Below are 26,591 nucleotides of genomic sequence, written 5' to 3' on the forward strand. Positions count from 1 at the left end.
CGCGGCAGGTTGCCCGAGTGGCCAAAGGGAGCGGTCTGTAAAACCGTCGGCTCAGCCTACGCAAGTTCGAACCTTGCACCTGCCACACGCAATAAGCGCAGCTCAGAGGCCCTACGGGGCCTCTTCTGCATTTCAGGGGTGTGCAGCCGGATGCCGCTCTGAGCGGCCCGTTGTCGCTGGTCCACCAATATACATGCAATGATCTTGAGCACGTTTCCGCAGGTCGGCGGCCGGATTCGGCCAATACGCGGCCAAGAGGAAGAGCCCCGGTGGTGGGCCGGGGTTCTGGGCGCGGTTGGGACGTGGTCATGCGGCGAGGGCGTCGCCGATCCGCTTGTTGGCGATCTCCTGTTGGCCGTCGATGCACTTGGCGTAGACCCTCAGCAGGACATCGACGCTGTGGCCCGCCCTCTCGGCCACGTCCGGGGCTGGGACGCCCGCGTTGAGCCAGAGTGAGACGGCCGCGTGCTGGAGATCGTACGGGCGTTTGGCGAGCGGAGAGGCGACCTGGGCGGGTGCGAAGGCCAGGAGGCGAGCGGCCTGCCAGACCTCGGTGTAGGCGGTTGAGGCCACGACGCCACCGCGTTCGCTGCTGAAGATGCAGCCGTCCTTGGCTGTGCCGTATTCCGCGATGTGCTCGCGAAGGATCTTGACCAGTTCTGGTGGGATGGGCACCGGGCGGACGTCTTGCCTGCCACGGTGCTTGAGGCCGCGTTCTTCATGGGCGTGGTCGCTGTCGGTCCACTGGGTGTTGACCTCTGGCCGGGACACGTCGATCGTGAGCCGCCCCCAGCCGGACTTGGGCAGGTGGCAGTCTTGCAGTCGTAGGCCGACTGCTTCGGCCGGACGTAGGGCGGCGTAGGACATGCAGGCGAAGAGGGCCATGAGGCGCCGGCCCCTGCCGCGCTGTCCTACGTAGGTCACCGCGGTCAGCAGCTCCTGCGCCTGGCGCGGATTCACCACGACGCGAGGGTCCACGTCTCCGTTGTCTTGGGTGGCTTCCACTTGATCTTGTGCAGCGGATTTGCCGAAAGTTCCTCCAGCTCCACTGCGTACTCCAAGAGAGCGTGGAAGACGGCGCGTTTGCGGGCGATGGTTGTGGAGGCCGCCGCCTTGCCGTCGAGGCACAAGGTCAGGGCGTGCAGGGCGAGCCGTACCGTCTTGGCCTCCTCCAGGCTCGCCAGGTCGAGTGAGGCAGCTTTCAGCCAGGCCGCCACCGCGCTGTGCTGCTGCGGCACATCCGGTCGCTTGTCCTCTGGCAGGAGCAGGCACTTGCGCAGGACGGTGCGAAGCTCGCGAGTGTCCGGGCGGCCTGCTCGATCCTTGCTCAGTGTGGGCAGGACCGTTGCGAGGGCGTCGGACATGCTGTCGCGGCTCTTGGCCGCCGCGTGTGGCCACTTCATCTCTATGAACGCCTGGGCGAACTCCAGGACGCTCTGAGCGTCCTTGGCCTTGATCATGGATGTGGGCAGCCCGGACATCACGTCGAACGCTTCACCGCGCTTGGCGGCCTGCCGTAGGTCGGACAGGAAGCTGTCGGCCAGGGCCTTGGTTCGGTAGGTCTTGGAGGAGCGCTTGCGGGCGACGTGTGGCCTGGCATGTTGGCACTGCTTCGGTCATAAGTAGACAGTGGATCGTCTGTGCTCCCCTTCCAAGGATTTGGCCGATGCCCGTACTCTCTCCACCCAAGAACGATCACACAGCGAAAGCGAGGCCATCAGTGCTGCATACCTGGGTCAGCACCGCAGGAGGGCCACTAATCGCCGTCCCCAAGTCCGAGCTGAACAGCTGGGCGGGTGTGGATGACAACGACGGTCCCGTAGAGACCTGGGGTGACTACGGCCGCGCCTGTGCCGTTCAGGGCTACATCGGCCTCGTTGCCGTTGGTACGCAGCAGGCCCTTGTCCTCGGCGACGAACCTGCCATGACGACCTATCTGCCGACTGAACGCCTCTTTCTGCGCTGGGCTGCCGCAAACTCCGAAGCCGAGCTGGTCACGGCAGCCAAGCGAGCCCTCGCAACGGAGCCGGATTGGGACGACGACGAGCACCTGAACTGGGAGGTACGAGAGGCAGCCATACTCTTTGACTCCGCCATTCCCGGCGCTGAGCTGGAGCCTGAGGAGCGACTCATCATCGATCTCGAGCCCGGCCAGTACAGGGTCCGAGCCACCTACACGAAGGACGAGGACAACTGGATGATCCTCGTCGAACTCCAGCCAGCGATCTGAGCCTTGGGCGTACTCCGCCCCCTATGCCCTTCCACGGATCATGTGGTCAGGAGTCGTAGGTGGGCCGCACACATCCACCCCTTGGAGGCAACATGGGTGCCACATTCTCCCCGATACCCGAGCTCAACCTCCTCAAGGAATTCGAGGACAGCCTCGACGGGGAGCCCTATTCTCGCGGCTTCGAGCTGTTTGAGTACGGTCGCGTCTCCGCTCTCGGTGCCGAGCCGTCCGCCGAGATGCGCGACCATCTCATCCCGTTCGCCCAGGCAACGGCCTCAGGCTCCTTCTACGCCCTGTGGAAGTATGACGGTGATCTTCTGCGGGGACGAGGGCGACCTGTACATCGCAGCACGGGATCTACCTGAGCTGTTCCGCCTACTTGCGGCAGAAGACGAGGACGAGCCCGCCCATGGGGCCCACGTCGCCTGGTTGGAGCGCACCTTCGGGCTGACGCCGGCCGAGGACCCCGACGCCGTCTATCAAGCCGCGCTCGTCGAGTATGGGCGGGCCTTCGCTGATTGGTGGCTGACCTTTGATGACGAGGATTCGATCATCGCTGATCTTCTGGACGAACTAGAGGACCTCAACCTCTGAGCTTTCGCCACGGCCGTTCTCTCGTCGGCTACTGGATGTTCGGCCTCGGTTCCACCGCAGCAGCCGCCGTGCCATATACGTGCAATGATCATGAATGGCACCACGATTCTCACGTTTCGTGATGGACCGTACCGAGAACGCTTCAGCCCTTGAATGCAGGGGCTCGATTTGTCAGTCCATCACCTCTTTCTGTACGCCCGTTTATTGCAATCTCTTGAAGAGCAAGGGCATTACTACTCCAAAGAAGCCCGCTCGTACGGCGCGTCACGTGGATCGCAGTAGTCTTATTGTGATATCCCGTATCTCGAAGATCATCTGTCTTGACAGTTGTAGGAGAGCGTTTTATATGCCGTCGTCCCTGATCCAGCAGCTCTTTGGCGCTCGGTTTGGCGAATGGAATCGCAAGCGAAGCTCTTGTGCGGTATGCGAAGAGATCCGCGCAAATGCGCGTGAACTAAGATACATCATTGGTGCCATGACGCAAATTGATCCTGGCGCCAATGAACTAACTAACGGGGCAATGCAAGAGCTCGACATGGTAGAAAGCATCCTTGACTCTAATATATATCGCAGGGGCTCGCATGGATCTCGCGCGATCGCCGCGCAGATTCACTTCAATACTGCACGCATTCTCTGGCTGAGAGCCCTGCCGCCAGAGAAGCTAAGACCGTATCTACCTATCGTCCTACCGATTATCAGAGAACGCCTCGGTGTAATAGATGAGGGGCGAATCAGTATTGAGAAAATAGCAGAAAAGGCAGCCGAGGTCGACTCGAAACTGACCGCTGACGATCTGATCACAACGGTCGAGGTGGTGTCCACGGCGCAGGAGACCGCAATACGGGAAGAGGCGCGAGCTCTGAACTTTGTGCGTATCGTGCGTGTCATGACAGCATGCCTATCTGCGCTCGCTATTGCTCTCCTCTTGGTTACATCATTCTTCCCGGAGGCGGTACCGCTGTGCTTTACTCCTCTTGATCCGGACGGTACTTTCAGCATCGTATGCCCAACTCACGACAGCGGACCTAAAATCAAAAAAGATAATCTTGAGGAGGAAGTCCGAAAAACAGCGGACTGGGGTGATTATATCGTCGTCGAAATTGTGGGACTATTGGCGGCTGGAATTGCGGCAACCTCTGCATTGCGGAAGATCAGGGGAACATCGACTGCTTTTCCGGTCCCGGTGGCGCTAGCCATATTGAAGCTTCCCACGGGGGCGCTTACCGCTGTACTCGGGCTCGTTCTCATGCGTGGATGGTTCATTCCAGGGCTAAGCGCGCTCGATACTCCTGCGCAAATAGTCGCATGGGCCATTATTTTTGGCTATTCGCAAGAACTGTTCACGAAGTTTGCTGACAGGCAAGGCCAGGCCGTTCTGGAAGGCGTTCATGGGCCTGGGGAGCACCCACCTCAGGAAAAGAGAGTTCCGCGCATCGTGCACGCTGAAGAAGCATGACGAAGCATGAGTTCCGGCAACATCAGAACGTGGGGTTGAGCGTGCGTGACCACCGGCCGACCAGGGCGGTAAACCATCCTCGCAGGATACGAGCAGCCTCCAACCAGAGGTAACGTGCGGATCGGGTCTGTCGGCGGTCGCCCGGGTGAAGGTAGGAAACGCCAGCGATGGCTGCGCTCCCACCGCCCTGCTGCCCGATCGGGGGGCGCGAGAGCAGGTAACCTCGTGGAAGGCCGTTCGGGAGCGTCTGCATTCCCCATGACTCCAATCCCGGAGCTTGCCTGAAGAGTGGCTCGTAGAAGCCCATGGCACCTCGGGATTGGACGACCTTGGGCCGGCAAGTGTGCGCTGGTCATGCGGATCGGGGTTCACTACGATGGCCCGTGATCTTGAGAGCCAGTCGATTCAGGGGCAGACGTGGCGACAGCGGACGGGTACCAGTACACCTTCGGCGCGATGGCGGGCGCTGGCGTCGCTCTGGATGAGGTCGGCGACGAACTGGGCAAGATCCTGCGCGTTCTCGAGACGGAGTGTCAGCTTTCTCAGGGAGCGTTCGGGTGGGCCGCGGAGCTGGGCGCCCGGAAACAGTATGCGATGTTCGTCTCCACGTGGCGCGGCGAGGTGGAGTTCGCCATGGGGAAAGCCCGAGAGTTGGCCGAGAAGTCAGCCAAGACCGACCAGGGTTACCTGAGCACGGAGAACGCCAGGCTGAACAGCCTCCTGTACACGGTGGGATGGAACCCCGATTCCTCCGGAAAGTTCAAGAAGCAACCCGAGCTGAACCTGTCCCATCAGGACAGGTATACCGACAACGATGGGACCTGGGCGTTCCGCGGGCTACTCGGTACCGGCATGCTGGGCCTCGGGGTCAACGCGTGGGCGCTGAGACGGTACCCGGAGTGGAAGCAGGTAAGCGCCGAGACCAAAGCTGCCAGGAAAGGCTCGGCTGTACTGCATCTGACGAACCCGGTCACTCGCCAGGCGATCGAGACCGGGAGATCCCCAGTCCCCAAGGGGTACACCTACTACGAACGGTTCGACCGCAAGGCCAAGACCTTGAGGGTCGTCTTGGTGAAGTCGCAGTCAGCGGTGATGAGCAAGTCCACGGTGAGCAAGCTCCGCTTCGCCAAGCGCTTCTCCTTGTTGGCGTTGACCGCTGGGGTGGTGTGGGAGCTTCTCACCATTCCGTCGGATGAAGATCTCAACCGGGCCATGCACGGGTGGGAAGAAGTCGCCGCCAGGGCCCGGGCGCTGTTCGGGTCCGATCTTCCGGCGCTCAAGGAACTCGCGCTGGCCAATTGGAGCGGCGTGGCCAAGAACAAGGCGGACGACCGCATCTTTCGGTTCATCCATGGCGGGATCGACCTCGCGGACTTCGCTACCGAGATGGCCAACCGTCTTGCGGCTCTGATCGAGCAACTGAACGCGCTGCACAAGGCCGCGTACGTAGCCACGACGATCACGGTGGCCGCTTTGATCGCGCACGCGGCGCTGTCCTTCATCCCTGCGATGCGCGTGGTGGCGGCGTTCCTTGGTAATCAGCTCACCACCATCGCGATGTTCGTGCTGACGGCCGCTCCTGCTGCAGCGGCCAGTGTCTTCGGCGGAAACATGAAGGATGCGTTCCTCAACATGAACACCTTCCCCGTCAACAGAGGGAGCGAAATGCGGTTCGGTTGGAAGTAATTCCACCCCGGGGTGCACCACACTTCTCCTGCCCAGCTGGTCGGGAAGGTCAGCTCTCTGTAAAACCGTCGGCTCAGCCTATGCAAGTTCGAACCTTGCGCCCGCCATACCAGCGGGAAAAGCCCCATTACCAGTGGAAACGTGGTGACGGGCCTTTCGCGTAGATCGCCTGATTCCCTTTGGTTTCCCCGGAGCCTCAGACCCCCGCCGGAGGCACGGATTGGGGGTTGCATCCTGTACCCAGGTCCAGGGTTACCGTCGAGCCATGGGCGAACGTTCGTGCGGCCCCCAGACGCAGGGAGGGATCATGGAATGGGCACCGGCTGAATGCGCACTGCCGACCGAGGAACGGCCGCTGCGAGTGGCGGAGTTCGACGAGATGTTCGCGACGGCGCTGCGTGGGCTGGAGCGCGTGGCGCCGACTCATCTGCGGCTGACGTTGGATGGCGGATCGCAGGTGGAGGAGACCGTAAGAGACCTGACCGCCCGGGAGACGAGTTGCTGCTCGTTCTTCGCTTTCTCCCTCACTCCCAGCGATACGCGGCTGGTCGTGGACGTGGAGGTACCTTCCGCGCATGTCAAAGTGCTCGACGGTCTCCAGGCTCGTGCGGCTCAGGCGGCGTCATGAGCCGGCAGTGGTTGCGGACGGGAGAGGTCGCCGAGGCTGCGGGGGTCAACGTTCAGACGCTGCGTTACTACCATCGGCGGGGTCTGCTACGAGAGCCGCAGCGTACTCATGGTGGTCATCGGCTGTATCCGTCGGAGACCGTGGTAACGCTTCGGGTGATCAAGGCGGCGCAACGGCTGGGCTTCACCCTCGACGAAGTCGCAGACCTGGTGGAGATGGGTGGCCGTCATCATGGTCGGCCGGACCAAGGTCTGCAAGCGCGGGCGATGGCGAAGGTTGCCGAGGTGGAGCAGAAGATCGCAGATCTCCAGGCGATTCGGGAGACGCTGAGCGAGGCCGTGGATGCCGGGTGTGACGATCTGGTGGCGTGCGCCGCCAGCCCGCGTTGTCCGTTGCCGTTCTCCGATCTGGTGAGTCCCCTACAGTCACGAACGTGACTGTCGCGCGTTCCCTGCTGCTGTTCGTGGTCGCCGCGCTCGCTGAGATCGGCGGGGCCTGGCTGGTCTGGCAGGGGGTGAGGGAGAACCGTGGGTTGTTGTGGGTCGGGGCCGGTGTGATCGCTCTTGGCTTGTACGGGTTCGTCGCTACGTTCCAGCTGGATCCGCACTTCGGTCGCATCCTCGCCGCTTACGGAGGCGTGTTCGTCGCGGGTTCGCTGATCTGGGGTGTGGTGGTGGACAAGTTCCAGCCTGACCGGTGGGACATCATCGGATCGGCCATCTGCATCATCGGCGTGCTGGTCATCATGTACGCCCCGCGCGGGTGACCAGGGTCCGGCAAGGGGGCCGCCAGCTTCTGATCTTGACATGCGCTTGTCCGGACGGAACGCTGAGCACTCTTTGGCCGCCCTATACCGATGGAGATATCCGTGCACTTATTACGTGGTCATCAGTTGATCCGCGTCACGGCAGTGGCCGCCCTCGTGGTTGCCCCCCTTGCTGGAGCGTATGTCCCAGCCGCGGCGGCCGCCGACACGGTCGTCCTGCCCCTGGAGACCCAGCCCCGGATCGAGCGCCCCATCCTGGACAGCATCAAACGCGCGGCCGCCAATCAGCGCGGCACTCTTGAGGCGGCCGTCGAGGCGTACGTGGCTGAGACCGCCGCCACCTCACCCACGGCCTGGGCGAACCAGCCCGACGGCAGAGCGAGCATCCCCGATGTCATGGTCGACGACCTGTCGGCGGTAGAACTGGACGACCTCGCGGCCCTCGCGCGGGACACCGGGACCGGCTTCGCCGAGACGATCGATCGACATGGTTGGACGTCGGCCTACCGGAAGGTCGCAGCTGAGCTGGAGGCGGCGTTCCCGCAGGAGTTCTCCGGCGCGGTCCGGGCTGAGGACGGCTCCAGCGCCTGGTTCGGGTTCAAGAACGCGATTCCCGAGGAGGCGGTCACGCTCGCGAAGACGCTTCCCGCAGAGGTGCGCCTGGTCGGCGGGCGAGGCTTCTCAGAGGCCGAGCTGGCGGAGGCTTCGGAGAACGCGCACGCCGCCGCGATGGCGGACCCGGCGGTCGCCGGGGCGAGCACGTACTACGAGATCCAGACCGGCGTGATCCACGTCTCCGCGCAATCGCGCGAGGCGGAGATGCCGCCGGCCGAGCTGAACGCCGTCCGCGACCGGCTCGCGTCCGTACGGACTCTCAGCGCGGGCATCAAGGTCGAGGCCGAGGTGTCTTCCATGCCGGTGTCGGTCCCGCAGGATGATTACATCCGTGGCGGCGGCTACCTGACCGGATGCACCGCGGGGTTCAATCTCAAGTACGCCACCAGCAGCACCAAGCGGATCGGCACGGCCGGGCACTGCGGTAGCACTGAGTTCAGCACGTACACCAATCACAGTGCTGACGGCGGATCGACGGGCGTCATGGAGATCTGGTCTCATCAGGGCAGGTGGGGTGACATCGGGTATTACGACACCGGCGGCTTCACGCCCACGCGCACCTTCTACTACGACTTCAGCAAGAAGCGCTACGCCGACTCGCGTTCAGGCATGCCGGCGGTCGGCGACACGGCATGCAAGTTCGGCAAGATCAGCGGGCGGGTCTGCACCAGCGTGCGCTACCGCAACGTCTCCGTCAACGACCTGCGGCACATGGTCATCTCGAACTCGACCGACTGCGCCAGCGGCGACAGCGGCGGCCCCTGGTATCACGGTGGCATGGCCATGGGCATCCACCAAGGCCTGATCCGCAAGTCCGGTGACAGCTATCGGTGCTCGTTCACGCCGGCGTATCTGTACCAGAACAGAAACTACGACGTCTGGCAACGCTGACCACGCCGTACCGATGAGGCCCGTCGACGGCCGCGTCACGCTCCGTGTCGATGCAGCCCTCAGCCCTGAGTTGACCTGTCTGGAGCGTCCCTGTCTGGTGTGGAGCTTGCGGTAGGGATGCGTCGGGGGGCCAGGAGGGCTCGTACGGCGGCTTCATCGCCTTCGATGTCGACGAGCCCACGGGCGTCGTCGAAGGTGAGCGCACCCGCTGCCAGCCCGAGAACGATCGAGGCGTCGGCGCGCACGACGGCATCCAGATCGGCGCCATCATGCAGGGTCACCTCCACGCCCGAGCGCGTCGCCCGCAGCTGAAGCAGCCGGCCGTCGACCTCGATCCCCACCGACGATGCCGGGGGCGTGCCCGCCCCGCCCGCGAGGAGGGCGCGCAGGCCGACGAGGAGCCATTCGGGGTGGAAGCGGTCGCCGCCAGGCCCGCGCGCCATGAGCGGCGTGGACCAGCGGATGAGGCCCTCCACCGGCTCCCTCAGCTCGGCGCCCCATGGGGTGAGCGCGTACACGACGGCGTTGCCCTCCTCGGGCACCCGCCGCTCCACCACCCCGGCCGTCTCCAGATCGCGAAGACGGTCGGCGAGCAGGTTGGTGGCCACACCGCCGAGCCCATCGAGCAGCTCGTGGTAGCGGGCGGGGGCGATGAGCAGCTGGCGAACGATGAGCAGATTCCACCGGTCGCCCACGACATCGAGTGCCCGAGCGAGACCGCAGTACTGTCCGTAGCTCCGACTCATGGAGACCACTTTACATTTTCAAGTGTGCTTGAGAATATCAAGCAAATCACTAACCCCAGCTATGGGACGGCCACCAGCACAAGCGCTCACGCCAAGGAGTGAACCGATGACCGACACCTTGGCCCAGGCCCGTGCGGCATTGCGGGAGGTCGTTCCCCACCTCGTCACACTCGTACGGAACGTCCCCGACCCCCATGCGATTTCAGTCGGTACCTGGACGGTGGGCGATGTCGCAGCTCACCTGACTCACGTTTTCCACCTCGACACCGACGCCATCGCCGCAAGGCCACTCCCCGACGCCACCGTGACGACGGCGGGCATGGCCGAGGCCAACGCCACGATGCTGGCCCGGGACGACGAACGGAACCCACTGCTACTCGCCGATCGCATCGCCGCGCTGGCGGACACGTTCGACGACATCGCCTCGCGCGCACGGGCCGCCACCGTCGACTGGCTGCAAGACACCCGCCTGCCGCCGGCGGCGGTGGCGTGCCACCTGCTGGAAGAATGCCTGATCCACGGCTATGACATCGCCCGAGCCGTCGGCCGCCCGTGGCCGATCCGGCGCCACCACGCCCTGCTCGCGATCGAGGGCGCCGTGCTCCCGCTCATCGCCGTCCTGCCCCCCACGGCCTTGGTGGACCAGGACCGGGCCCGATCCTTTCAAGCCCGCTTCGACCTGCGCCTGCGTGGCGGCGGACGCGTATTGATGGCCTTCGCCCGCGGTTCGTTGACGCTCCAGACAGGGGGCGCACGCGACGTCGACGCCCACCTGTCGGCCGATCCCGCGGCCCTCATGCTGGTGTTCATCGGCCGACGAGGCATAGGCAAACCGTTGGTCGCGGGAAAGCTCACCGCGTGGGGGCGTCGGCCGTGGAAGCTCGCCCGCATGCTCACCGCCATCAGCCCCCCGTAGCCCGTTCGCCAAGGGCTCGGGGTATCGCGGCCGCCAGAAGGCGCTTGTCCGGTTTGCCGTTCGGCGCCAGTGGCGTCTCGTCGATGACGGTGATGGTCGCCGGGACGCATGCGTCGCCGAGCCGCTCGCTGACCAGCGTCCTCAGCGAATCAAGGTCGGGGGTCCGGTCCGCCACCGGTACCACGAACGCGTGCGCCGCCTCGCCGGTGTTCTCGTCCGGGGTGCCGATCACGTACGCCTCCGCGATGTCAGGGGAGGTGGCCAGGGCCCGCTCGATCGGGCCGGCGTAGTAGAGGTTCGCGTTGACGATGATGACGTCCCGTGTCCGTCCGACCAGGTACAGTCGCCCGTCCTCGTCGAAGTGGCCCAGGTCCCGGGTGCGCACCCATCCGTCGATGAACACCTCCGCGGTCTCCGTTGGTTCGGCCCAGTACCCGATCGCCTGCGCGGGTGTGCGGACGTGCAGTTCGCCGTCGACGCCGGGCGGGACGGGCCTGCCGTTCGCGTCCCTGATCACGATGTCGATGACGTCGGGTGGGAACCCGACCGAAGGGGGGACATCCGACGGCGTGGCCATGGAGATCGTGCCGGTCTCGGTCTGCCCGTAGCCCTGGAACACCACCGGGCCGAGCACATCGAGTGCTTCGCGGAGCCGGGACGCCTCCAGCGGCGATCCGGACACCATGAGCGCCCGGAGGCTGCTCAGGTCGGCCGGGGCGCTGCGCTGGGCGGCGACGAGTCTGTACAGGCGGGGTACGGTGATGACGCTGGCGGACGCCCGATACTTGGTGATCGCCTCGGGGAACGCGGGCGGCTCGGCGACGACCATGGTCCCGCCTGCGGCAAGCGTGAGGACGCCGTACTCCATCATCACCTGGCTGCTCAGCGATCCGAACACCAGGTAACGCCGCAGCCGGGAGGCCAGTTCGCGGATCGCCGGCGGCCACGCCGCCGGGCGGGCCGTCCACGCGGCGTTCATGGCGGCGTAGGTCTGCGCGCATGCCTTCGGTGTGCCGGTGCTGCCGCTGGTGTAGACGAGCCGGGCGACGTCCTCCGGCCGGCCGGACAGGCGCAGCGGACCGTCCTCGTCGGGTGCGGCCATCAGCTCGGAGACGGTCAGCGTGCGCCGCGCGTGCTCCACTCCCGTGGCCGCGTCGGTCACGACCGCTGCGATGCCCTGGTGGAGCACGTGGCGCAGTTGGCTGTCGGACAGTCCGGGCCGCGCACCGACGACCCGAGCTCCCACGACGTAACCGGCGATCATCGTGGCGAACGCTTCCGGGGTGACTCCGAGCATCATGGCGAGTCCGTCCCCGGGCCCGATGGCCGCGCGGCGCAGCCCGGCCGCGATCCGCCGGACGAGGCCGAGCAGCTGCGAGCCGGTGACGGTACGGGCACCGTGCTCGAAGACGGGCCGGTTCCCGGCCACGGCAAGGAGGTCCAGAACGGACCGCGGGTACGGCTCAGCCGACGTCGGCAAGGCATTCCTTGACGAAGACGGCCAGCGGCTGCTGATGTACCGTCGGCAGGTTCCACCGGTTGTCCAGGTTCTCCGCGAGGTGGTGGACGCCGGTCGCCGTGCCGTCGCGGTAGTGCCGCACCACGGGGTGCAGGTAGCTCGCGTCGTGAGCGTTGGCGGCGTCGTTCTCGACGACCCGCGGGATCGAGATGTCGAACGGGTCGACGGTGTCGTGATCCTCTCCGTACTCCAGGGTGATGACGAACCTGTGCCGGGCCTGGCCGAGCCCGCCGTCGGCGAGGTACGCCACCGGGACCTCCTCCTGGTACAGCGCGGTGGCGCCGTCCACGGTGACGACGTCGCCGAGCACGCCGAACTGCTGCCACAGCGCCGAGGAGCGGTTGACCCGGGCGATGATCGCGTCGCCGATCGCGTCCGGGGTCGGCTCGACCTTCTCGGCCGGCCAGGTTCCATCGTGGTAGCGGGTGGCCAGGATCCGGTGGAGCGCGCGCACCCCATACCGGAAGCCGTGGATGAATCCGCTGGTGGACTTCTTGAAATCGCGTTGCTGGGTGAGCGTCCCGGCGAAATACAGACCGGGCACGGTGGTCGACTCGTACGCCGGCGTCTGTTCGGGGAAACGGTCGTTGATGACCAGCGCGGGCCGGCAACTGTCGTCGAACGCCGAGGCGTCGAACCGGAAACCGGTGCACACGATCACCCGGTCGTAGAACAGTTCGCGCAGCGCTTCCACGGTACGGGCGTAGCGGAACATCACGCGGTAGCTACCGTCGTCGCGGCGTTCGATGCTGTCCACCGTGCCGTCGAGGACCGTGTTCTGGGACTTCAGCTGGTAGCTGTCGAGGAAGTTGTTGTTCACCGCGCGTAAGTGCCCGACATAATGCGACTGCCAGGCCATCTTGATGGAGTGCGGCCCGGCGACGTGGATGACCGCGGCCTTGTCCATGAGCGCCTCGGCGGTCTCGAACCCCGAGTTACCCTTGCCGATCACCAGGACCTGCTGGTCGACGAAGGACGCCGGGTCGGTCTCGAACGTGTCGTAGCGTTCGGCGGTCTCGATGCCGGGGATCGGCGGGACGTACAGCTGGGAGACGCCGGTGGCCATGACCAGCCGCCTGCCCTGCCATGAGCGTCCACTGCGGTCGGTGGCGGTGAACCCGTCGTCGTCGCGGCTGATCCGGACGACATCGGTGTCATAGTGCACCCGGACGCCTGTCGCCGCCGCGAAGTCGGACAGGTAACGTACGAGATCGTCGGCCTGCGGGAAGTACTTCTCGCTGTAGCGGGTGAACAGCAGCTCCGGGTCGTCGCTCAGCAACGAGTTCCAGTCCATCCGCAGCCGCAGCTCCGGATCCTCGTACCCGGTGTGCACCTTGTTGATGGAGATCAGCTGGCGGTGCCGCGGGAACCGGGTGAAGAAGGTGCCCGGCCCGGCTCCGCGTTCCAGGACGACATAGTCATGACCGCTACGTTCCAGCGATGCGGCGAGCTGCAGCCCAGCCGGTCCGGCCCCGATGATCAGGTAGTCATGCGCCATGATCCGAAAGCTACGGACGGATTCTCAGAGGATTCTGAGAATCCGCGATCTATGGTCCAGGCATGCCCGCTGTCGAAGGCGCCATCAACCTCAGCGCCCCGCTGCGCTCCGCCGACCTGCACCGCGCCGCGACACCGGTGTCCGTCGTGGTCGACGAGGCCGTCCGCGGCCGCGTCGAGCGCGGCCGTGACTTCCTGCGTGGCGTGCTGCGGGAGGAGGAACGCCCGGTCTACGGCGCGACCACCGGCTTCGGGGCCCTGGTCGGGTACGCCGGCCGGGAGGAGGAGGCGGACCAGTGTGACAACACCCTGGCCCACCTCGGTGCCGGGCAGGGGCCGGATCTGGCCCATGATGTGAGCCGGGCCGCGATTCTCGTGCGCGTGTGGTCTCTCGCGCAGGGGGCGTCCGGGGTTTCGGCACACGTGGTCGACGGGCTCGCGGCGATGTTCGCGACGACGTTCGTACCGGCGATCCCACGTTACGGTTCAGTCGGCGCGAGCGGAGACCTGATCCCGCTCGCCTATGCCACCCAGGCGCTGCGTGGCCGGGGACAGGCGTATGTCGACGGCCGGCGGATGCCCGCGGCCGACGCGCTGCGCCATGCCGGGCTGACCCCGTTGACGCTCGACGGACGCGACGCCCTCGCGCTCGTCAACGGCACCTCCCTCACCACGGCCGCGACCGCCCTGGCCCTGGACAGCATCCGGTCCTCGCACCGCGCGCTGCAGGCGCTCACCTGTCTGCTGGTCGATCTGCTCGGCTGCGACCCGGCCTTCCTCGACCCGCGCTTACTCGACGCCTATGGCCACCGCGGCGCGATCGACGTCGCTGACGGCATGCGCAAGACCCTTGCCGGGACCAGCCCGACCGGCACACGTGCGCTGCAGGAGCCGTACAGCATCCGCTGCTCCCCGCAACTGCTCGGCGCCGCCGAGGACGCCCTGCGCTACGTCGACGGTGTGGTCGAGGCCGATCTGTCCAGCGTCAGCGACAACCCGCTGTTCTTCCCCGATGACGACCTGGTCGTGCATGGCGGCAACTTCTTCGGACAGCCCGCCGCGTTCGCCGCCGATGTCCTGGCGATGGTCACCGCTCAGCTCGGCAACCTCGCCGAGCGGCAGCTCGACCTCCTTGTCGACCCGGCCCGCAATGGTGGTCTGCCCCCGATGCTCGCCGCCGGACCTGGACGCCAACACGGGATGCAGGGGGTACAGCTCGCCACCACCGCGTTGGTCGTCGAGCTCCGCCGCGCCGCCGTGCCCGCCAGCATGCAGAGCCTGCCGACCAACCTGCACAACCAGGACGTGGTGCCATTCGGCACCCAGGCCGCCCTTCGCGCCCACGACATGGCCGCCCTACTGCGCCTGCTCTGCGGTTCGCTGGCGGTGGGACTGCGGCAGGCAGTACACGTCGGCGCCCGCCGCCCCACGTCCCCCGGCTGCGCGGCACTCCTCGACTCCCTGGCCGAGGCGATCCCCCCGGTCGACCCTGACCGCCCGCTGGACGCTGATGTCCGCAAGGCCGTCGAGGTGCTCACCGCGATACTCCCTCTGTAAGAACCGGAAAGCGCGCCTAGGAAGTTGCCGGACGTCAAGCATTTTGATCCCGACGTGGCGCTGGACCGGGTCGTGCGCCTGTTCTGGGAGCGCGGTGCCGAGGTCACCGGCATCGCGGAGGTCGTGCAGGCCACCGGGCTGAGCGAACAATCTTCTTGACGGGCGGACAATCGCGATTTTACAGAGTATTGGGATGGCCGATACGGTTGATTCGGTCAAGATCTTTGCTCTTATGAGGTTGAAGCATGCACTGCAAGAAGCTCACATCCGTTCTGCTCAGCTCCGCCGCCACGACGGCCATGCTGCTGGCACCGGCAAACGCAGCCTCCGCACAGGCAGGCTCCGCACGGACGAGCACGGAGACCGCCGCGACGAAGGCCACCACCGCGTCAGCTCAGGCCGGGGTCGAGCGCGACAGCATCCGTTGCTCCAAGCCCAGAGGCAAGTGGGCCAACTACTCGTGGGGCGAGGGCAACACGAGCGCGACCATCTACTTCAACAACCACTGCAGCCACAAGGTCAGCGCCAAGATCATGTTCGTGCGGAAGGGCTCGGTCGGCGACAAGGCCGCCAAGTACCGTTGCATGACGGTCAACGCCCACACCAAGGGCAAGAAGAAGTTCTACGCCGCTGTCTACAAGCCGTATTCCGTGACCCGCGTCGCGCGTTGCAGCTGAGCCGGCCGCCCGTGTCCGGTGGCTCCCGGCAGCGTAAGGGGTGATACTTGCCGATCTCGACCGGTCCCACGGTCGGCGCCTCAGGTAGGGGGAGAGCGGCGAGCGGATCGGTTCGCGGGAAGGTGAGCTGAAGGTGACCGCCCCGCGTGACCGCGACCCGGCAGGATGCCGCGCCGCGCGGGGCGTCGCCGTAGCGCCGTAGCCACCGAACGCGCCGACCGACCGCCGCACCGCCGCGGGTTGCGGCTTCAGCTCGCCCGCAGCTTCGGGTAGTGCAGGACCTCCACGTACATGATCCGTCCCTCAACGACGTCAAGGATCAGATCGCCTTTCGCCGGAAGCAGCGGCACGCATCTGTGCCCGGGACCGTACGCTCCATTCGGTCGCTCGGCCGTATAGAAGCTCTGGCAGAAATCATCACCGCATCCGCAGGCCTCATGGAACCGCACGTCCCAGACGGCGATGGCGAGATCCTCCTCCCCTTCCTCTCTCAGACACGCGATGAGCTCGGCGACGAGATCGGGGAACAACTCACGTACGAGTGGCCGCTCGATCTCGCTCATGTCACACAGTCTCCCAGCTCTCGTAGAGGCGCCATCAAGATCCGGAACATGCGCGGAACAGGAAGACGGTCGCAGAACCCCGGAAGCGTCCGCTAGGTCGGAAAGTCGGTGTGCCAACGAGTCTCGAGCCAGAGCCGAACGAGCCGGTTGGTGGCGGCGTACGGCTTCCCGTGCGCAGGGACATACGAAAGTACGTGGGGGTTGTCGGGGGCCGCTGCTACGTTGCGGTGGCATGGCGACATCCTCCCGGCAGAAGCCACCGTCCCTTTATGTGATCAACGGGGACTTCGTTCCGCCCGATCGGGGTGACGAGCAGGAAGGGCCTGAGTCTGCGGTGCCCGCTGGTGATCCGGACGAGGCGGTGCGGCTCTTCCATCACTACCGGCGGCTGATGGCGCAGATCCTCGGATACGAGGAAGCACTCCCCGAGCCTGCGAGTGAGGAGGACCTCGCCGCGGTGGAGAAGAAGCTCGGGGTTGTGCTGCCTCCAGACCTTCGCGCGCTGTACGGCATCGCCGACGGTGACGGTGATCTCGTCAACCCGCTGTTCGACCGGCAAGAGTGGCTCCCTCTTTCCGAGATCGGCGACCAGGATGACGAGTGGCTCGACATCGCGCGGGAATGGCAGTACGAACCCTGGCGCCAGACAGTGTTCGATACCCAGCCCCCGAATACCGTCCGGAGGTCGCCGCTGCGTACGGGCTGGATCCGGTTCGCGTTCGACACCGGCGGCAACTGGCTCGCCGTGGACATGGATCCAGGGCCGAACGGTCGTCCCGGACAGGTCATCAAGGTCGGAGTCGATTACACGTACGGGCCGACGTACGTCGCTGACTCGGTGACCACGTTTCTGCGCCGTCTGGTGGAAGCGCTGGAACGCGGTGACTACCGTCGTCACGACAAGAGCCTGTGGATCGACGCGGACCTGCCGGATCTGCCCGGCGAGCACTCCATCTACAGCGACGGTGGGCCCTCCCTCGCGCGGGCCATGCAGGCCGGTTCACGTGTGCAGGAGGCCCGGGTGGTCGACGTAGAGGATTGCGCGTTCCTCGCCGCGGTGCCCGACGTGTGTTCGCTGGCGCTGTCGAGCACGGGTTCGCCCGACCTGACCCCACTTGGTGGCCGTCCGGTGGAGTATCTGGAGCTCGATGTGGAGTCGCCCGACCTGACGGTGCCGGCCCGAAACCGGGAGCTGCGTTCCCTGTCGGTCACCTGCGCGCGGCCCGTCGAGCTGGCTCCGCTCCGTACGCTGCCGAACCTGTGGGCGCTGGACATCGCGGCGGCATCCGTTGCCGACATCGCCACGGTGGCTGAGCTGGAAGGATTGCGGTACCTGGAGGTGACCCAGGACCAATGGCGGGAGTTGTCGGAACTCGACGGCCTGCCGCCGCTGGCCGTCGTCGGCGTCCACCCCCACCGCCCCGAACGCGACTGGCCGTCCTCAACGGACTGGGTCACCATTTTTGACGAGTTGCCTTCGCCAACAGCCTGAACCGGTGCCTGGGTCAGGGACTCGCCCGGGGCGCCTGGACGGGAGATCGGCACCTTCACGGACGGCCGGTAGGTCTTGCCGTCCGCCGTGGCGTCCCCGGCGGCTACCGGATCTGGGACAACAAGGCGCGTCGCTGGTGGGGCGACCTCTACGAGTTATGCCCGGTGGCTGGCATGTTCCCCGTGGGCTCACCTAGTATCGAAACGACTCGTTTCTGTTTCTGGTGATGCGGATGGAGCCGATGCCCGCCACGGAGAAAGCCGCCGGTGCCCGCCGTACCCGTCTGACCCCCGCGCGGGAGGCGGAGTTGTACGGCGTCGTCGTTGAGCTGCTGCGCGAGGTCGGCTATGAGGCGCTCACCATGCCCGCCGTCGCGACCCGCTCTCGCTCCAGCACGGCCACGCTCTACCGGCAGTGGGGCGGCAAGCCGGGTCTGGTCCTCGCGGCGCTCAAGCATCACCAGCCGCCTCCCGATGTGTTCAACGTCGACACCGGGACCCTGGGCGGCGACCTGCGGGAGATCGCCCGCCAGGTGACCTCGGGCGCCCCGGCCGAGCACGAGTTGATGGCAGGGCTTTCGCATGCGGCGCTGGGCGACCCTGAGTTGGCGCAGACAATGCGTGAGCAACTGACCGTACCGGCGCAGGAGGCTTTGGAGGAGGTGTTGCGGCGGGCGGTCGACCGCGGCGAGATTCCCGCCGACACGCCCGCCCGCCCCTACTGCGCGCACCTGCTGATCGCCTTCAGCGTGATCATTCCTGTGATGGAGGGGCGTCCGGCCGACCAGGGCGACGTGCTGAACTTCGTGGACGCGGTCATGCTCCCGGCGCTGCGCCAGCCCGCCTCCTAAGCCCAGCAAGCCCAGTAAGCCCAGCGATTCAGCGTGGCCCGACGTGCTCCTGCAGCGGATCAAGCGGGCACGGCCGGGGCCTTGTTGTCTTGAGCGCGCCAGTCGTTGTCGCCCAGGGACTGCGCGGTCGGCCGGTAACCACGGGCGTGGTAGCCCGTGTTCTCGTCTACCACGATCGTCGCAGCTCAGAACCCTCCTTCGGGCGGACGTTCCCCGAGGGCGAGGCCACGAGGCTTGACTAGTGACCCTGACAGCGGGATTGACCGCACCAACCGTGACCGAGCCGGCCGTGGAGCCGGTCCCCTCCGGCTGACCCGAGCCCCGCCCGCCGTTTCCCCTTCGAGGAAATCAATGACCAAGCACACGCGCGGCCCAGGCGCCCTTTGCGACTTCCAGCTTTCGAACAGAGCGGATCCGCTCAGCCCACCGGGTCCCACGGTGGAGATCGTCATCCCCGTCTACAACGAAGAGCGGGCGCTCCCGGGATGCCTGCGCACCCTTCACGCGCACCTGCGTGAGCGGATGCCGTTCCCCTGGCGGATCACCGTGGCGGACAACGCGAGCGTTGACCGCACGCTGGAGGTGGCTCGGGAACTGGCCGCCGAACTGCCCGGAACGGACGTGGTCCACCTCGACAGGAAAGGACGCGGGCTCGCGCTGCGTACGGTGTGGGGCGCCAGCGAGGCCGACATCGTCGTTTACATGGACGTCGACCTGTCCACGCGCCTGGACGCCCTCTTGCCGCTGATCGCCCCGCTCGCCAGCGGCCACTCCGACCTCGCCATCGGCAGCCGGCTGGCCCCCGGCTCGCGTACCGTGCGCGGACCGCGCCGCGAGCTGATCTCCCGCTGCTACAACGCGATCATCCGGCTCACCCATGGAGCCCGCTTCAGCGACGCGCAGTGCGGATTCAAGGCCGCCCGTACGGACGCGCTCGGCCCGCTCCTCGAACGGACGCGGGACGACGCTTGGTTCTTCGACACCGAGCTGCTGCTGCTCGCCGAGCACAACGGGTTGCGCATCCACGAGGTCCCGGTCGACTGGGTCGAGGACGTGGACACCCGGGTCGACGTCGTCAGCACCGCCACGGACGACCTGCGCGGACTGTGGCGGGTGGCCCGCATGAAGGCGTCGGGCGCCGCGCGGGCCTCGTTGCCGACCCGCCCCGCCCCGGCCGCCGAGCACCCCGACGCCGTACTGGCCCCCGCCAGGGCGCGCTCCCGCATCACCTGGGAGGTCGGCTGCTTCGCCGCCATCGGCGTGCTCTCGACGGTCGGGCAGGCCCTGCTGTACTGGCTGCTGCGCGCATGGTGGCCGCCCGTACTCGCGAACCTCGTCTCGCTGATCGTTCTGACGGTGCTCAACACCGAGGCCAACCGGCGTCTCACCTTCCGCTGGTCCGGCACTGGGGTCGGACGCGCGCACCTGGGGGCCGGTGCCCTGTTCTTGATCGGGTACGTCGTCACCTCCGCCGCTGTGCTGCTGTTCCGCCAGGTCCAGCCGGAGGCGTCGGCCGGGGCCGAGACGCTGGTGCTCACCGCCTCGTCCGTACTGGTCACCGCCGTCCGCTTCATGGTGCTGCGGCTGGCCGTCTTCCGCCGTAGCACCCCCTGACCGTCTTCGGAGAAGAAGAAACACAGATGACCGACACCACCGAACTCCCCTCGCCGCCACGCATCGCCGGCCGACCGCTGCCCGGCTGGGCGGCTCCGGCCGCGCTCGCGGTGATCCTGCTCCTGGCCACCGGCCTGTACGGCTGGGCCCTGGGTTCCCTCGGCTGGGGCAACGGCTACTACTCCGCCGCCGTGAAGTCGATGGGCCAGAGCTGGACGAACTTCCTGTTCGGCTCCTTCGACCCAGCAGGTGTGATCACCGTCGACAAGCCGCCGGCGGCGCTGTGGCCGCAGGTCCTCAGCACCAAGATCTTCGGCCTGCACGGCTGGGCGATGATCCTGCCCCAGGTGCTGGCAGGTGTCGCCGCGGTGTTCGTGCTGCATCGCACCGTACGACTGTGGGCGGGAGAGGTGGCCGGACTGCTGGCCGCGCTGGTCCTGACGTTGACCCCGATCACCGTGGCGATCAACCGCGACAACAACCCGGACACCCTGCTGGTGCTGACGCTGGTAGGGGCGGCGTACGCGCTGACCCGGGCCTTGCGGACGGATTCCGGCCGGGCTTGCCTGCGGTGGTTGTGCGCCGCCGGCTTCCTGATCGGCCTCGGCTTCATGGCGAAGATGCTGGCCGCCTGGATGGTGATCCCCGCCTTCGCGGCGGCATGGCTGGTCGGTGCGCGCGGTCCCTGGCTCGGCCGGCTCGCCAAGCTGCTGGCCGGCGGCGTCGTTCTCGTGGTGTCCTCGCTGTGGTGGGTCGCGATGGTCGCGTTCTGGCCGGGAGAGCGCCCGTACATCGGCGGCAGCACCGACGGCAGTGCGTGGGACCTGGTCATCGGCTACAACGGGCTGGGGCGCATCCTCGGCGGGAGCAGCGGCGGCGCGGGCGGCTTCAGCGTCTCCTTCGGCGGCGCGGCCGGTCTGGGACGGCTGTTCAACGACCAGGTCGGCGGGCAGATCAGCTGGCTGCTGCCGTTGTGCGGGGTGGCGCTGGTGCTGGCCGTGGCCGTTGCCGTATTGCGCCGGCGCGGAGTCATGACGCTCGGTGAGCCGCTCGCCGCGTCCGGATGGGTGCTGTGGGGCACCTGGCTGGTGGTCTGCGGCCTGGTGTTCGCCACGCAGCAGGGAACTTTCCACCCGTACTACACGACGCAACTGGCCCCCGCCATCGCCGCCATCACCGCCGGCTTCGCCGCGACGCTGGCCCGCGCCCACCGCGCGGGGGCCCGCTGGCCACTCCCGTTGGGAGTCGGCGCCGTCGCGGTGACCACGGTCTGGGCATATGTCGTGATCGAGCGGGTCCCGTCCTGGAACGGCTGGCTGGTGTGGCTTGTGGTAGCGGCCGGAGTGGCGGCGGTCGTGCTGCTGCTCCTGTCCGCCGGTCGGCGACGGCTTCTTCCCGCCGCCTTCGGCGTCGCGGTCCTGGCAGTTCTGTCGGCTCCGGCGGCCTGGGCGTTCAGCGTCCCCGGCTCCACTTCGGCGATGGGTGGCGCCAACCCCACCGCAGGTCCGTCGGGTATGCCCTTCGGCCGTGGGGGCGGCCCGGCCATGGGCGGGTTCGAACTCCCACCAGGCATGGAGCTCCCTTCAGGAACACAGCTGCCGCAAGGGATGGAGTTGCCGGAAGGGATGGAGCTTCCCGAAGGCTTCCCCGGCGGGAGCGGTGGCATGCCACCTGGGTTCTCCGGAGGCTTTCCAGGCGGAGGCGCCGAGCTCACCACCGACCAGCGCAAGATCCTCGACTATGCCGTCAAGAACTCCGGCTCCGCCCGGATCAAGCTCGCGGCCGAGGGGGGCGCCATGTTCGCCTCCACGTTCATCCTGAACAGCGACGCCACGGTCATCGGCATGGGCGGCTTCATCGGTATTGACGATGCGCCGAGCGTTCGGCAGTTGGAGGAGTGGACGAGTTCCGGGCAGTTGCGCTTCGTCATGGGATCCGGTTGGGGCGGTTTCGGCGCCATGATGGGCGAAACGAGCACACAACGCTCGCAATGGATGAAGCAGAACTGCACCGAAGTCCCCGCCAGCGCGTACGGGGGACGTCCCGTCAGCCCCACGCCGGGCAGCCCAACGACCGGTGGCGCCATGGGAGGCGCCACCACCCTCTACGACTGCGCCGCGAAGCACTGACGTACGGGGGCCAAGGTGTCGGCCATGTCAGTGGCGGCGTCAGGGTGGCGACGGTGCGTTATCAGAGCGGTCGGTGATGGTTGAGCCATGAACGGTTCAGCGATCGCGGCCTCGGGGCTGCGAACTGGGCCACGACCAGCTGACAACAACGCAGGAGAGCATGATGCAGACGTTCGACACCCCCGCCCCGATCTCCGCCGTCCTGGACATCCCCGCCGGGCGCGTGCGGTTCATCGCCGCCGACCGGGCCGACACCACCGTCGAGATCGTGCCCGTGAACGCGGCCAAGAGCCGTGATGTGAAGGCGGCCGAGCAGACCACGGTCGCCTACGCCGACGGCCTCCTGCGGATCGAGAGCGCCGAGGCGAACAACCAGTACTTCGGCCCGTCCGGATCCATCCAGGTGACGATCCAGTTGCCCGCCGGCTCCCGCATCGAGGCCAAGGCGGCCAGCACCGAACTCCAGGCGGTCGGCCGCCTCGGCGATGTCGTCTTCGACGGTGCCTACAGCCAGATCAGCATCGACGAGGCGGCGAGCGTCCGCCTGACCGCGGTCGACGGCGACGTCGAGGTCGGCCGGCTGGGCGGCCCCGCGGAGATCAGCACCTCCCGGGGCGACATCCGGATCGCCGAAGCCACGGGCGGCAAGGTCGTGCTCCGCACCCAGTCCGGCGACATCTCGATCACCGCCGCCACCGGCGTCTCGGCCGCCCTGAACGCCGGCACCAGCCACGGCCGCATCACCAACGCCCTCAAGAACGACGGCACCACCGAACTCGACATCCACGCCACCACCTCCCACGGCGACATCACCGCCCGCAGCCTGTGATCCGGGAGCAGCGGCGCCTCAGAGGAGTTCGCCGGCCCGGCGCAGGCGGCGCTCGCGAAGGGCCAGCAGTGGCGGCAGGCCCAGCTGCACGAGTATGTACACGGCCACGGCGAGCGCCTCCCAGAACCCCGACGAGCCGATCGCGCTGCCACCGAGCTGTGTCAGGGCCCAGCGCCCCAGCGAGACGGCCAGTGGCAGCACGCCGGCCGGTGGGTCGAGCAGGCCCGCTGCGGTGAGCCCCTCGACGAAGTCCGTGCCGTCCACCTGCTCGCCCGCGACCTCGCCGGCCCGCGGTGGCCTCGTCGAGCGAGCCGGTCTCCTGAAGCGCTGCGACGAAGACCGCGCCCGGCTCCGGCACCGCGACGAAAATGTTCAGCTCGGGGCGGCCGAGAATCCCTGCCTCGCCGTCGAAGACGACCGTCAGCCGCGCGGAGTTCCTCTACCGCCAGGGCAGGTACGCGGACGCACGTGACGAGACGGACCGGCCGCTGAGGCCGGCGCTCACGTCCAATCTTCTGAACGTGCCGGGGCTGGACTACGACGCTCGGTTATGCCGTGAAGGGAAGGGGGCGTGAGGAGTCCCGGGGGCTTTGGGGATAGGCCCATGCGTTGTTCACGGTCATCGGCGCACCGGAGCGGTCCACGTCCGCGGCACTGCTGGCTCGGTAGCCTACTGCCGCCCAACGGAACCGGAACGGAAGAGGAACGGAAGATCGGCCTCGTAAAATCCTTCAAGGTCGGCCGCGACCAAACAGGAGAAGTGATGACCGAGTGCCTGTGCGTCGTGACGGCGCGTCATCCGTTGGTGCAAGGCCTTTAAGGTCCACGCCATCCGGCGAAGAGCGTCGCTGACCTGCCATTAACTGGCACATAGCATTCAAGGGAGAATTCCATGAATATACCTCGCGCTGCCCATCGCCTCGCCTTAGGGATGGGAGTAGTGATCCTGTGCGCCAGTTTCAGCGCCTGCGGTACTTCTGGGACCGCCGCAAGCCAGACCGCCGCGGCCGACGCCGGCCAGGACTCCAGCCCCACCACCGCTACCAGCAAAAAGAAGACCCCCCGGCCGAGCCCTCGCGGAGGCGTCACCAAGGCCGCCCTGCTGAAGAAGATGAAGAGCGAACCGGACGTTGGGGACCTGTCTGAGTCGGTTATGTCCTGCCTGGCCGAACTCGCGTTGGAGTACGGCGATGGGGACGACCTAAAACGCTATATCGAGGGTTCGATCTCGGACGAGAAAATCAAGGGTCTCACTCCGTCGAACAAGCCCTATTGGAAAGCGACCGACAAGTGCCTGAAGTAATGTAGGAAAGAGCCGAGATCAGGGGCGGCGGCGGATCCGCTACCCCCCGCAGACCGAAGCTAGAGGCTGCCGAAGTCAGGCAGAGTGATCGAACCGTCCTCCGCGAGGGGGAACCCGGGATTGTGCGCGATCTCCCAGGCGTGGCCGTCCGGATCGACGAAGGCACCGGAGTAGAACCCGATGGCATTGGTGGCCGCGGGCTTGGTGATGCTCCCACCAGCCCGCTCCACCGCCGCGAGCAGAGCATCAACCTCCGCATCGGACCGGACGTTGTGTGCCAGGGCGATCCCGCCGAAACCGACCGCCGGCCCGGGCTCCAGACCGCAGTCCTTCGCGAGTTTGTCGCGACCCCACAGGATCAGTCCTAGGCCCCCGGCCTGGAAGAAGACGGTCTCCTCGACTTCTTGCCCCCGCCAGCCCAGGGCCTGGTAAAAGCCCTTGGCGCGAGCGAGATCGGAGACCCCCAGCGTGATCAGAGTGATTCGCTGTTCCATGCGATCACGTTACTCTCCCCGATGATGGCCAACCACGTTCGCCGGCGACGAAGGCCTGTCAGTGGTGGTGGCCGTTCCGGCCGAGGGTCTCCACGGGGGTCGCGCCGGGGCGGGTCCACTGCGGCACGGGGCGGCTGGTCGGGCCCCAGGTGGCGCTCCCGTCCGCGTCCGAGCGCCAGTACCAGCACGCGTGGGCCCCCTCGGGCCAGCCCTCGGGTTTGTCCTCCCACGTCTCGCCCCGGCCGTACGGCGTCATGTCGAGCAGGGCGAAGGACCCGCTGACCGCCTCGTTGCCGCGGCCCGTCGTGGAGTAGGTGAGGAACACGCGGTCGCCGTCGCGCAGGAAGCCGGTGAGGTAACCCATGCTGCCGCCGATCGGCGCGTCCACGTCGCGCACCGAGTACCAGGGCTGGGTGTAGCCCATGAACTCGACGTAGGAGGCCACCTCCTCCCACCGGCCCGTGGTCAGGATGGCGAACGAGACGCCGCGTGCGTTGAGGTAGACGGCGTCCTTCAGGTGCCAGGCCATGGTGGTGCAGCCCTCGCACTGCCCCTGATGCGGCGCGCCGTCGTACCACATGTGCTTGTAGACCACGAGCTCGTCGCGGCCCTGGAACAGGTCCAGGAACGGGACCGGACCGTCAGGTCCGACGACCTCGACCGTCCCGTCGAGCTCCACCATCGGCAGCCGGCGGCGGGCTGCGGCGATGGCGTCGCCCTCGCGGGTGTGGGCCTTCTCGCGGACCAGCAGCTCGTCACGGGCGGCCTGCCAGGTGGCCAGGTCGACGATGGGCGGGCGGCCGGGCAGCGCGGTGGTCGGGTCACTCGGCGAAGTCGTCATGGTGTCCTCCGTGGTGTCTCGTGACAGGCGGCGTCGTACGACGGTCATCTGAACAGACTCGCGACCCGGCCAAAACTCATCGCACCGACACATGCGGCGTGTCGTGTCAGTGGCCGTGTCAGTGCAGCGACGGTCCGGTATCAGAGCGGTCGGCGATGGTTGACCCATGAACGGCTCAGCGATCGCGGCCACCGGCCGTCCATTTGATGCGAAGGAGCACACCGCCATGTCTGTCACCCTTTCCGACCAGGACAAGCTCACTCTGCGGGTCGCCGCGTGGGGTGCCGTCTCGTTGATGTCGGCCGCTGGCGCCGCCGGCTCGGCCCACAAGGTCGCCACGCACGGCTCGATCGCGCTGACGTCGGCGACCGGCCTGGTCGGGCACGTGGTCACCAAGGCGCCCAAGGGCGTGAAGTACGGCAAGTCCGTGGCCGAGCTGGCCGATCAGGTGCTGCCGGCCTTGACGGCGGCCATGGTCCTGCTGAACGAGCAGGATCCGGCAGAGGCCGACAACTTCCGTGGCACCGTCATCGTCGCCATCGACGCAGCCGCCCAGACCCATCAGGGCGAGCCCAGCCCCACCCTGGCCGAGATGGCCCGCAAGATCACCGCAGCCCTCGACGCCGCTTGATGAATGTCGCCCCGCACAGCCACAGCTCGTCACGGGGGTCCTCTCCGGACCCCCGTGACACGACGGC

28 protein-coding genes and 1 tRNA gene are annotated in these 26,591 nt (G+C 66.9%); 20 read left to right on the top strand and 9 right to left on the bottom strand.

The window, feature by feature from the left end:
• Nucleotides 1-3 precede the first annotated feature (3 nt).
• Nucleotides 4-85, top strand: a tRNA-Tyr gene (locus KME78_RS13945).
• 221 nt (nucleotides 86-306) lie between these two features.
• Here the strand turns inward: KME78_RS13945 and KME78_RS64240 are convergent.
• Entirely contained in the window at nucleotides 307-978 is a 672-nt protein-coding gene (locus KME78_RS64240) for a tyrosine-type recombinase/integrase (protein WP_308126938.1), read from the bottom strand.
• Nucleotides 957-1,481 carry a hypothetical protein gene (locus KME78_RS64245; RefSeq protein ID WP_246651035.1) on the bottom strand — a complete coding sequence of 175 codons (525 nt, stop codon included), beginning with the start codon at nucleotides 1,479-1,481 and terminating at the stop codon, nucleotides 957-959. The genes KME78_RS64240 and KME78_RS64245 overlap by 22 nt, the downstream gene beginning before the upstream one ends.
• A 185-nt stretch (nucleotides 1,482-1,666) precedes the next feature.
• On the opposite strand from KME78_RS64245, the gene KME78_RS13955 reads away from it, so the two are divergent.
• From KME78_RS13955 to KME78_RS13990, 8 genes are all read left to right on the top strand, one after another.
• Nucleotides 1,667-2,230, top strand: coding sequence for an Imm21 family immunity protein (locus KME78_RS13955; RefSeq protein WP_219529278.1), 564 nt, complete (start codon nucleotides 1,667-1,669; stop codon nucleotides 2,228-2,230).
• A 303-nt stretch (nucleotides 2,231-2,533) separates the two neighbouring features.
• A complete protein-coding gene (locus KME78_RS13960; protein WP_219529279.1) occupies nucleotides 2,534-2,824 on the top strand; it encodes a hypothetical protein in 291 nt (96 codons plus the stop codon).
• Between the two features lie 475 nt (nucleotides 2,825-3,299).
• On the top strand, nucleotides 3,300-4,280 hold the full coding sequence (locus tag KME78_RS13965) for a hypothetical protein (protein WP_219529280.1): 981 nt from the start codon (nucleotides 3,300-3,302) through the stop codon (nucleotides 4,278-4,280).
• A gap of 417 nt (nucleotides 4,281-4,697) precedes the next feature.
• Nucleotides 4,698-5,966: a hypothetical protein gene (locus tag KME78_RS13970; protein ID WP_219529281.1), complete on the top strand. Its 1,269-nt coding sequence runs from the start codon at nucleotides 4,698-4,700 to the stop codon at nucleotides 5,964-5,966.
• A 307-nt stretch (nucleotides 5,967-6,273) separates the two neighbouring features.
• Nucleotides 6,274-6,594: a hypothetical protein gene (locus tag KME78_RS13975; RefSeq protein ID WP_219529282.1), complete on the top strand. Its 321-nt coding sequence runs from the start codon at nucleotides 6,274-6,276 to the stop codon at nucleotides 6,592-6,594.
• Nucleotides 6,591-7,031: a MerR family transcriptional regulator gene (locus KME78_RS13980; RefSeq protein WP_219529283.1), complete on the top strand. Its 441-nt coding sequence runs from the start codon at nucleotides 6,591-6,593 to the stop codon at nucleotides 7,029-7,031. Before KME78_RS13975 ends, KME78_RS13980 begins: the two co-directional genes overlap by 4 nt.
• A complete protein-coding gene (locus KME78_RS13985; RefSeq protein WP_219529284.1) occupies nucleotides 7,028-7,360 on the top strand; it encodes a YnfA family protein in 333 nt (110 codons plus the stop codon). The genes KME78_RS13980 and KME78_RS13985 overlap by 4 nt, the downstream gene beginning before the upstream one ends.
• A 102-nt stretch (nucleotides 7,361-7,462) precedes the next feature.
• Nucleotides 7,463-8,866: a S1 family peptidase gene (locus KME78_RS13990; protein ID WP_219529285.1), complete on the top strand. Its 1,404-nt coding sequence runs from the start codon at nucleotides 7,463-7,465 to the stop codon at nucleotides 8,864-8,866.
• A gap of 59 nt (nucleotides 8,867-8,925) precedes the next feature.
• Here the strand turns inward: KME78_RS13990 and KME78_RS13995 are convergent, their stop codons facing one another.
• Nucleotides 8,926-9,612: a winged helix-turn-helix transcriptional regulator gene (locus KME78_RS13995; protein WP_219529286.1), complete on the bottom strand. Its 687-nt coding sequence runs from the start codon at nucleotides 9,610-9,612 to the stop codon at nucleotides 8,926-8,928.
• 106 nt (nucleotides 9,613-9,718) lie between these two features.
• Between KME78_RS13995 and KME78_RS14000 the strand changes: the two genes are divergently transcribed.
• The gene (locus KME78_RS14000; RefSeq protein WP_219529287.1) at nucleotides 9,719-10,528 is read left to right on the top strand and encodes a maleylpyruvate isomerase N-terminal domain-containing protein; all 810 of its coding nucleotides are present in this window, start codon (nucleotides 9,719-9,721) and stop codon (nucleotides 10,526-10,528) included.
• On the opposite strand, the gene KME78_RS14005 is transcribed toward KME78_RS14000, so the two are convergent.
• A complete protein-coding gene (locus KME78_RS14005; protein ID WP_219529288.1) occupies nucleotides 10,515-12,008 on the bottom strand; it encodes a class I adenylate-forming enzyme family protein in 1,494 nt (497 codons plus the stop codon). The genes KME78_RS14000 and KME78_RS14005 overlap by 14 nt on opposite strands.
• Complete coding sequence (locus KME78_RS14010) at nucleotides 11,992-13,545, bottom strand: NAD(P)-binding domain-containing protein (RefSeq protein ID WP_219529289.1); 1,554 nt, start codon at nucleotides 13,543-13,545, stop codon at nucleotides 11,992-11,994. The genes KME78_RS14005 and KME78_RS14010 overlap by 17 nt, the downstream gene beginning before the upstream one ends.
• 62 nt (nucleotides 13,546-13,607) lie before the next feature.
• Between KME78_RS14010 and KME78_RS14015 the strand changes: the two genes are divergently transcribed.
• The 3 genes from KME78_RS14015 to KME78_RS14020 all read left to right on the top strand — a co-directional run bounded on the left by KME78_RS14015 (nucleotide 13,608) and on the right by KME78_RS14020 (nucleotide 15,778).
• Nucleotides 13,608-15,101, top strand: a complete 1,494-nt coding sequence (locus KME78_RS14015; RefSeq protein ID WP_219529290.1) for an aromatic amino acid ammonia-lyase — start codon at nucleotides 13,608-13,610, stop codon at nucleotides 15,099-15,101.
• 24 nt (nucleotides 15,102-15,125) lie between these two features.
• On the top strand, nucleotides 15,126-15,260 hold the full coding sequence (locus KME78_RS66125; protein WP_281428720.1) for a hypothetical protein: 135 nt from the start codon (nucleotides 15,126-15,128) through the stop codon (nucleotides 15,258-15,260).
• An 86-nt stretch (nucleotides 15,261-15,346) separates the two neighbouring features.
• The gene (locus KME78_RS14020; RefSeq protein ID WP_219529291.1) at nucleotides 15,347-15,778 is read left to right on the top strand and encodes a hypothetical protein; all 432 of its coding nucleotides are present in this window, start codon (nucleotides 15,347-15,349) and stop codon (nucleotides 15,776-15,778) included.
• Nucleotides 15,779-16,026: 248 nt separating this feature from the next.
• Here KME78_RS14020 and KME78_RS14025 read toward each other — a convergent pair whose 3' ends face one another.
• Nucleotides 16,027-16,341 carry a hypothetical protein gene (locus KME78_RS14025; RefSeq protein ID WP_219529292.1) on the bottom strand — a complete coding sequence of 105 codons (315 nt, stop codon included), beginning with the start codon at nucleotides 16,339-16,341 and terminating at the stop codon, nucleotides 16,027-16,029.
• A 391-nt stretch (nucleotides 16,342-16,732) separates the two neighbouring features.
• On the opposite strand from KME78_RS14025, the gene KME78_RS14030 reads away from it, so the two are divergent.
• The 5 genes from KME78_RS14030 (at nucleotide 16,733) to KME78_RS14050 (ending at nucleotide 23,255) form a co-directional block, all read left to right on the top strand.
• Complete coding sequence (locus tag KME78_RS14030; protein ID WP_219529293.1) at nucleotides 16,733-17,833, top strand: SMI1/KNR4 family protein; 1,101 nt, start codon at nucleotides 16,733-16,735, stop codon at nucleotides 17,831-17,833.
• Between the two features lie 232 nt (nucleotides 17,834-18,065).
• Nucleotides 18,066-18,683 carry a TetR/AcrR family transcriptional regulator gene (locus KME78_RS14035; RefSeq protein WP_246651036.1) on the top strand — a complete coding sequence of 206 codons (618 nt, stop codon included), beginning with the start codon at nucleotides 18,066-18,068 and terminating at the stop codon, nucleotides 18,681-18,683.
• 438 nt (nucleotides 18,684-19,121) lie between these two features.
• A complete protein-coding gene (locus KME78_RS14040; RefSeq protein WP_308126939.1) occupies nucleotides 19,122-20,297 on the top strand; it encodes a bifunctional glycosyltransferase family 2/GtrA family protein in 1,176 nt (391 codons plus the stop codon).
• 26 nt (nucleotides 20,298-20,323) lie between these two features.
• Nucleotides 20,324-22,426 carry an ArnT family glycosyltransferase gene (locus KME78_RS14045; protein WP_219529295.1) on the top strand — a complete coding sequence of 701 codons (2,103 nt, stop codon included), beginning with the start codon at nucleotides 20,324-20,326 and terminating at the stop codon, nucleotides 22,424-22,426.
• A 163-nt stretch (nucleotides 22,427-22,589) separates the two neighbouring features.
• Nucleotides 22,590-23,255, top strand: a complete 666-nt coding sequence (locus KME78_RS14050; protein WP_219529523.1) for a DUF4097 family beta strand repeat-containing protein — start codon at nucleotides 22,590-22,592, stop codon at nucleotides 23,253-23,255.
• An 18-nt stretch (nucleotides 23,256-23,273) separates the two neighbouring features.
• Here the strand turns inward: KME78_RS14050 and KME78_RS14055 are convergent, their stop codons facing one another.
• Nucleotides 23,274-23,519, bottom strand: coding sequence for a hypothetical protein (locus KME78_RS14055; RefSeq protein WP_219529296.1), 246 nt, complete (start codon nucleotides 23,517-23,519; stop codon nucleotides 23,274-23,276).
• Between the two features lie 628 nt (nucleotides 23,520-24,147).
• Between KME78_RS14055 and KME78_RS14060 the strand changes: the two genes are divergently transcribed.
• The gene (locus KME78_RS14060) at nucleotides 24,148-24,558 is read left to right on the top strand and encodes a hypothetical protein (protein ID WP_219529297.1); all 411 of its coding nucleotides are present in this window, start codon (nucleotides 24,148-24,150) and stop codon (nucleotides 24,556-24,558) included.
• Nucleotides 24,559-24,617: 59 nt separating this feature from the next.
• Here the strand turns inward: KME78_RS14060 and KME78_RS14065 are convergent, their stop codons facing one another.
• Together KME78_RS14065 and KME78_RS14070 are read right to left on the bottom strand one after the other, a co-directional pair.
• Nucleotides 24,618-25,052: a VOC family protein gene (locus tag KME78_RS14065; protein WP_219529298.1), complete on the bottom strand. Its 435-nt coding sequence runs from the start codon at nucleotides 25,050-25,052 to the stop codon at nucleotides 24,618-24,620.
• 58 nt (nucleotides 25,053-25,110) lie between these two features.
• Complete coding sequence (locus KME78_RS14070) at nucleotides 25,111-25,893, bottom strand: DUF899 domain-containing protein (RefSeq protein WP_219529299.1); 783 nt, start codon at nucleotides 25,891-25,893, stop codon at nucleotides 25,111-25,113.
• A 226-nt stretch (nucleotides 25,894-26,119) separates the two neighbouring features.
• Between KME78_RS14070 and KME78_RS14075 the strand changes: the two genes are divergently transcribed.
• Nucleotides 26,120-26,524, top strand: coding sequence for a hypothetical protein (locus KME78_RS14075; protein WP_219529300.1), 405 nt, complete (start codon nucleotides 26,120-26,122; stop codon nucleotides 26,522-26,524).
• Nucleotides 26,525-26,591 lie beyond the last annotated feature (67 nt).

Source organism: Nonomuraea guangzhouensis, from assembly GCF_019396345.1.
Taxonomy (GTDB): domain Bacteria; phylum Actinomycetota; class Actinomycetes; order Streptosporangiales; family Streptosporangiaceae; genus Nonomuraea; species Nonomuraea guangzhouensis.

Excerpts from the sequence above, each read along its gene's own strand:
- KME78_RS64245 (WP_246651035.1), bottom strand. The coding sequence starts at position 1,481 with ATGTCCGGGCTGCCCACATCCATGATCAAGGCCAAGGACGCTCAGAGC.
- KME78_RS13955 (WP_219529278.1), top strand. The coding sequence starts at position 1,667 with ATGCCCGTACTCTCTCCACCCAAGAACGATCACACAGCGAAAGCGAGG.
- KME78_RS13960 (WP_219529279.1), top strand. The coding sequence starts at position 2,534 with ATGACGGTGATCTTCTGCGGGGACGAGGGCGACCTGTACATCGCAGCA.
- KME78_RS13965 (WP_219529280.1), top strand. The coding sequence starts at position 3,300 with ATGACGCAAATTGATCCTGGCGCCAATGAACTAACTAACGGGGCAATG.
- KME78_RS13975 (WP_219529282.1), top strand. The coding sequence starts at position 6,274 with ATGGAATGGGCACCGGCTGAATGCGCACTGCCGACCGAGGAACGGCCG.
- KME78_RS13980 (WP_219529283.1), top strand. The coding sequence starts at position 6,591 with ATGAGCCGGCAGTGGTTGCGGACGGGAGAGGTCGCCGAGGCTGCGGGG.
- KME78_RS13995 (WP_219529286.1), bottom strand. The coding sequence starts at position 9,612 with ATGAGTCGGAGCTACGGACAGTACTGCGGTCTCGCTCGGGCACTCGAT.
- KME78_RS14000 (WP_219529287.1), top strand. The coding sequence starts at position 9,719 with ATGACCGACACCTTGGCCCAGGCCCGTGCGGCATTGCGGGAGGTCGTT.
- KME78_RS14010 (WP_219529289.1), bottom strand. The coding sequence starts at position 13,545 with ATGGCGCATGACTACCTGATCATCGGGGCCGGACCGGCTGGGCTGCAG.
- KME78_RS14015 (WP_219529290.1), top strand. The coding sequence starts at position 13,608 with ATGCCCGCTGTCGAAGGCGCCATCAACCTCAGCGCCCCGCTGCGCTCC.
- KME78_RS14020 (WP_219529291.1), top strand. The coding sequence starts at position 15,347 with ATGCACTGCAAGAAGCTCACATCCGTTCTGCTCAGCTCCGCCGCCACG.
- KME78_RS14025 (WP_219529292.1), bottom strand. The coding sequence starts at position 16,341 with ATGAGCGAGATCGAGCGGCCACTCGTACGTGAGTTGTTCCCCGATCTC.
- KME78_RS14030 (WP_219529293.1), top strand. The coding sequence starts at position 16,733 with ATGGCGCAGATCCTCGGATACGAGGAAGCACTCCCCGAGCCTGCGAGT.
- KME78_RS14035 (WP_246651036.1), top strand. The coding sequence starts at position 18,066 with ATGGAGCCGATGCCCGCCACGGAGAAAGCCGCCGGTGCCCGCCGTACC.
- KME78_RS14045 (WP_219529295.1), top strand. The coding sequence starts at position 20,324 with ATGACCGACACCACCGAACTCCCCTCGCCGCCACGCATCGCCGGCCGA.
- KME78_RS14050 (WP_219529523.1), top strand. The coding sequence starts at position 22,590 with ATGCAGACGTTCGACACCCCCGCCCCGATCTCCGCCGTCCTGGACATC.
- KME78_RS14060 (WP_219529297.1), top strand. The coding sequence starts at position 24,148 with ATGAATATACCTCGCGCTGCCCATCGCCTCGCCTTAGGGATGGGAGTA.
- KME78_RS14065 (WP_219529298.1), bottom strand. The coding sequence starts at position 25,052 with ATGGAACAGCGAATCACTCTGATCACGCTGGGGGTCTCCGATCTCGCT.
- KME78_RS14070 (WP_219529299.1), bottom strand. The coding sequence starts at position 25,893 with ATGACGACTTCGCCGAGTGACCCGACCACCGCGCTGCCCGGCCGCCCG.
- KME78_RS14075 (WP_219529300.1), top strand. The coding sequence starts at position 26,120 with ATGTCTGTCACCCTTTCCGACCAGGACAAGCTCACTCTGCGGGTCGCC.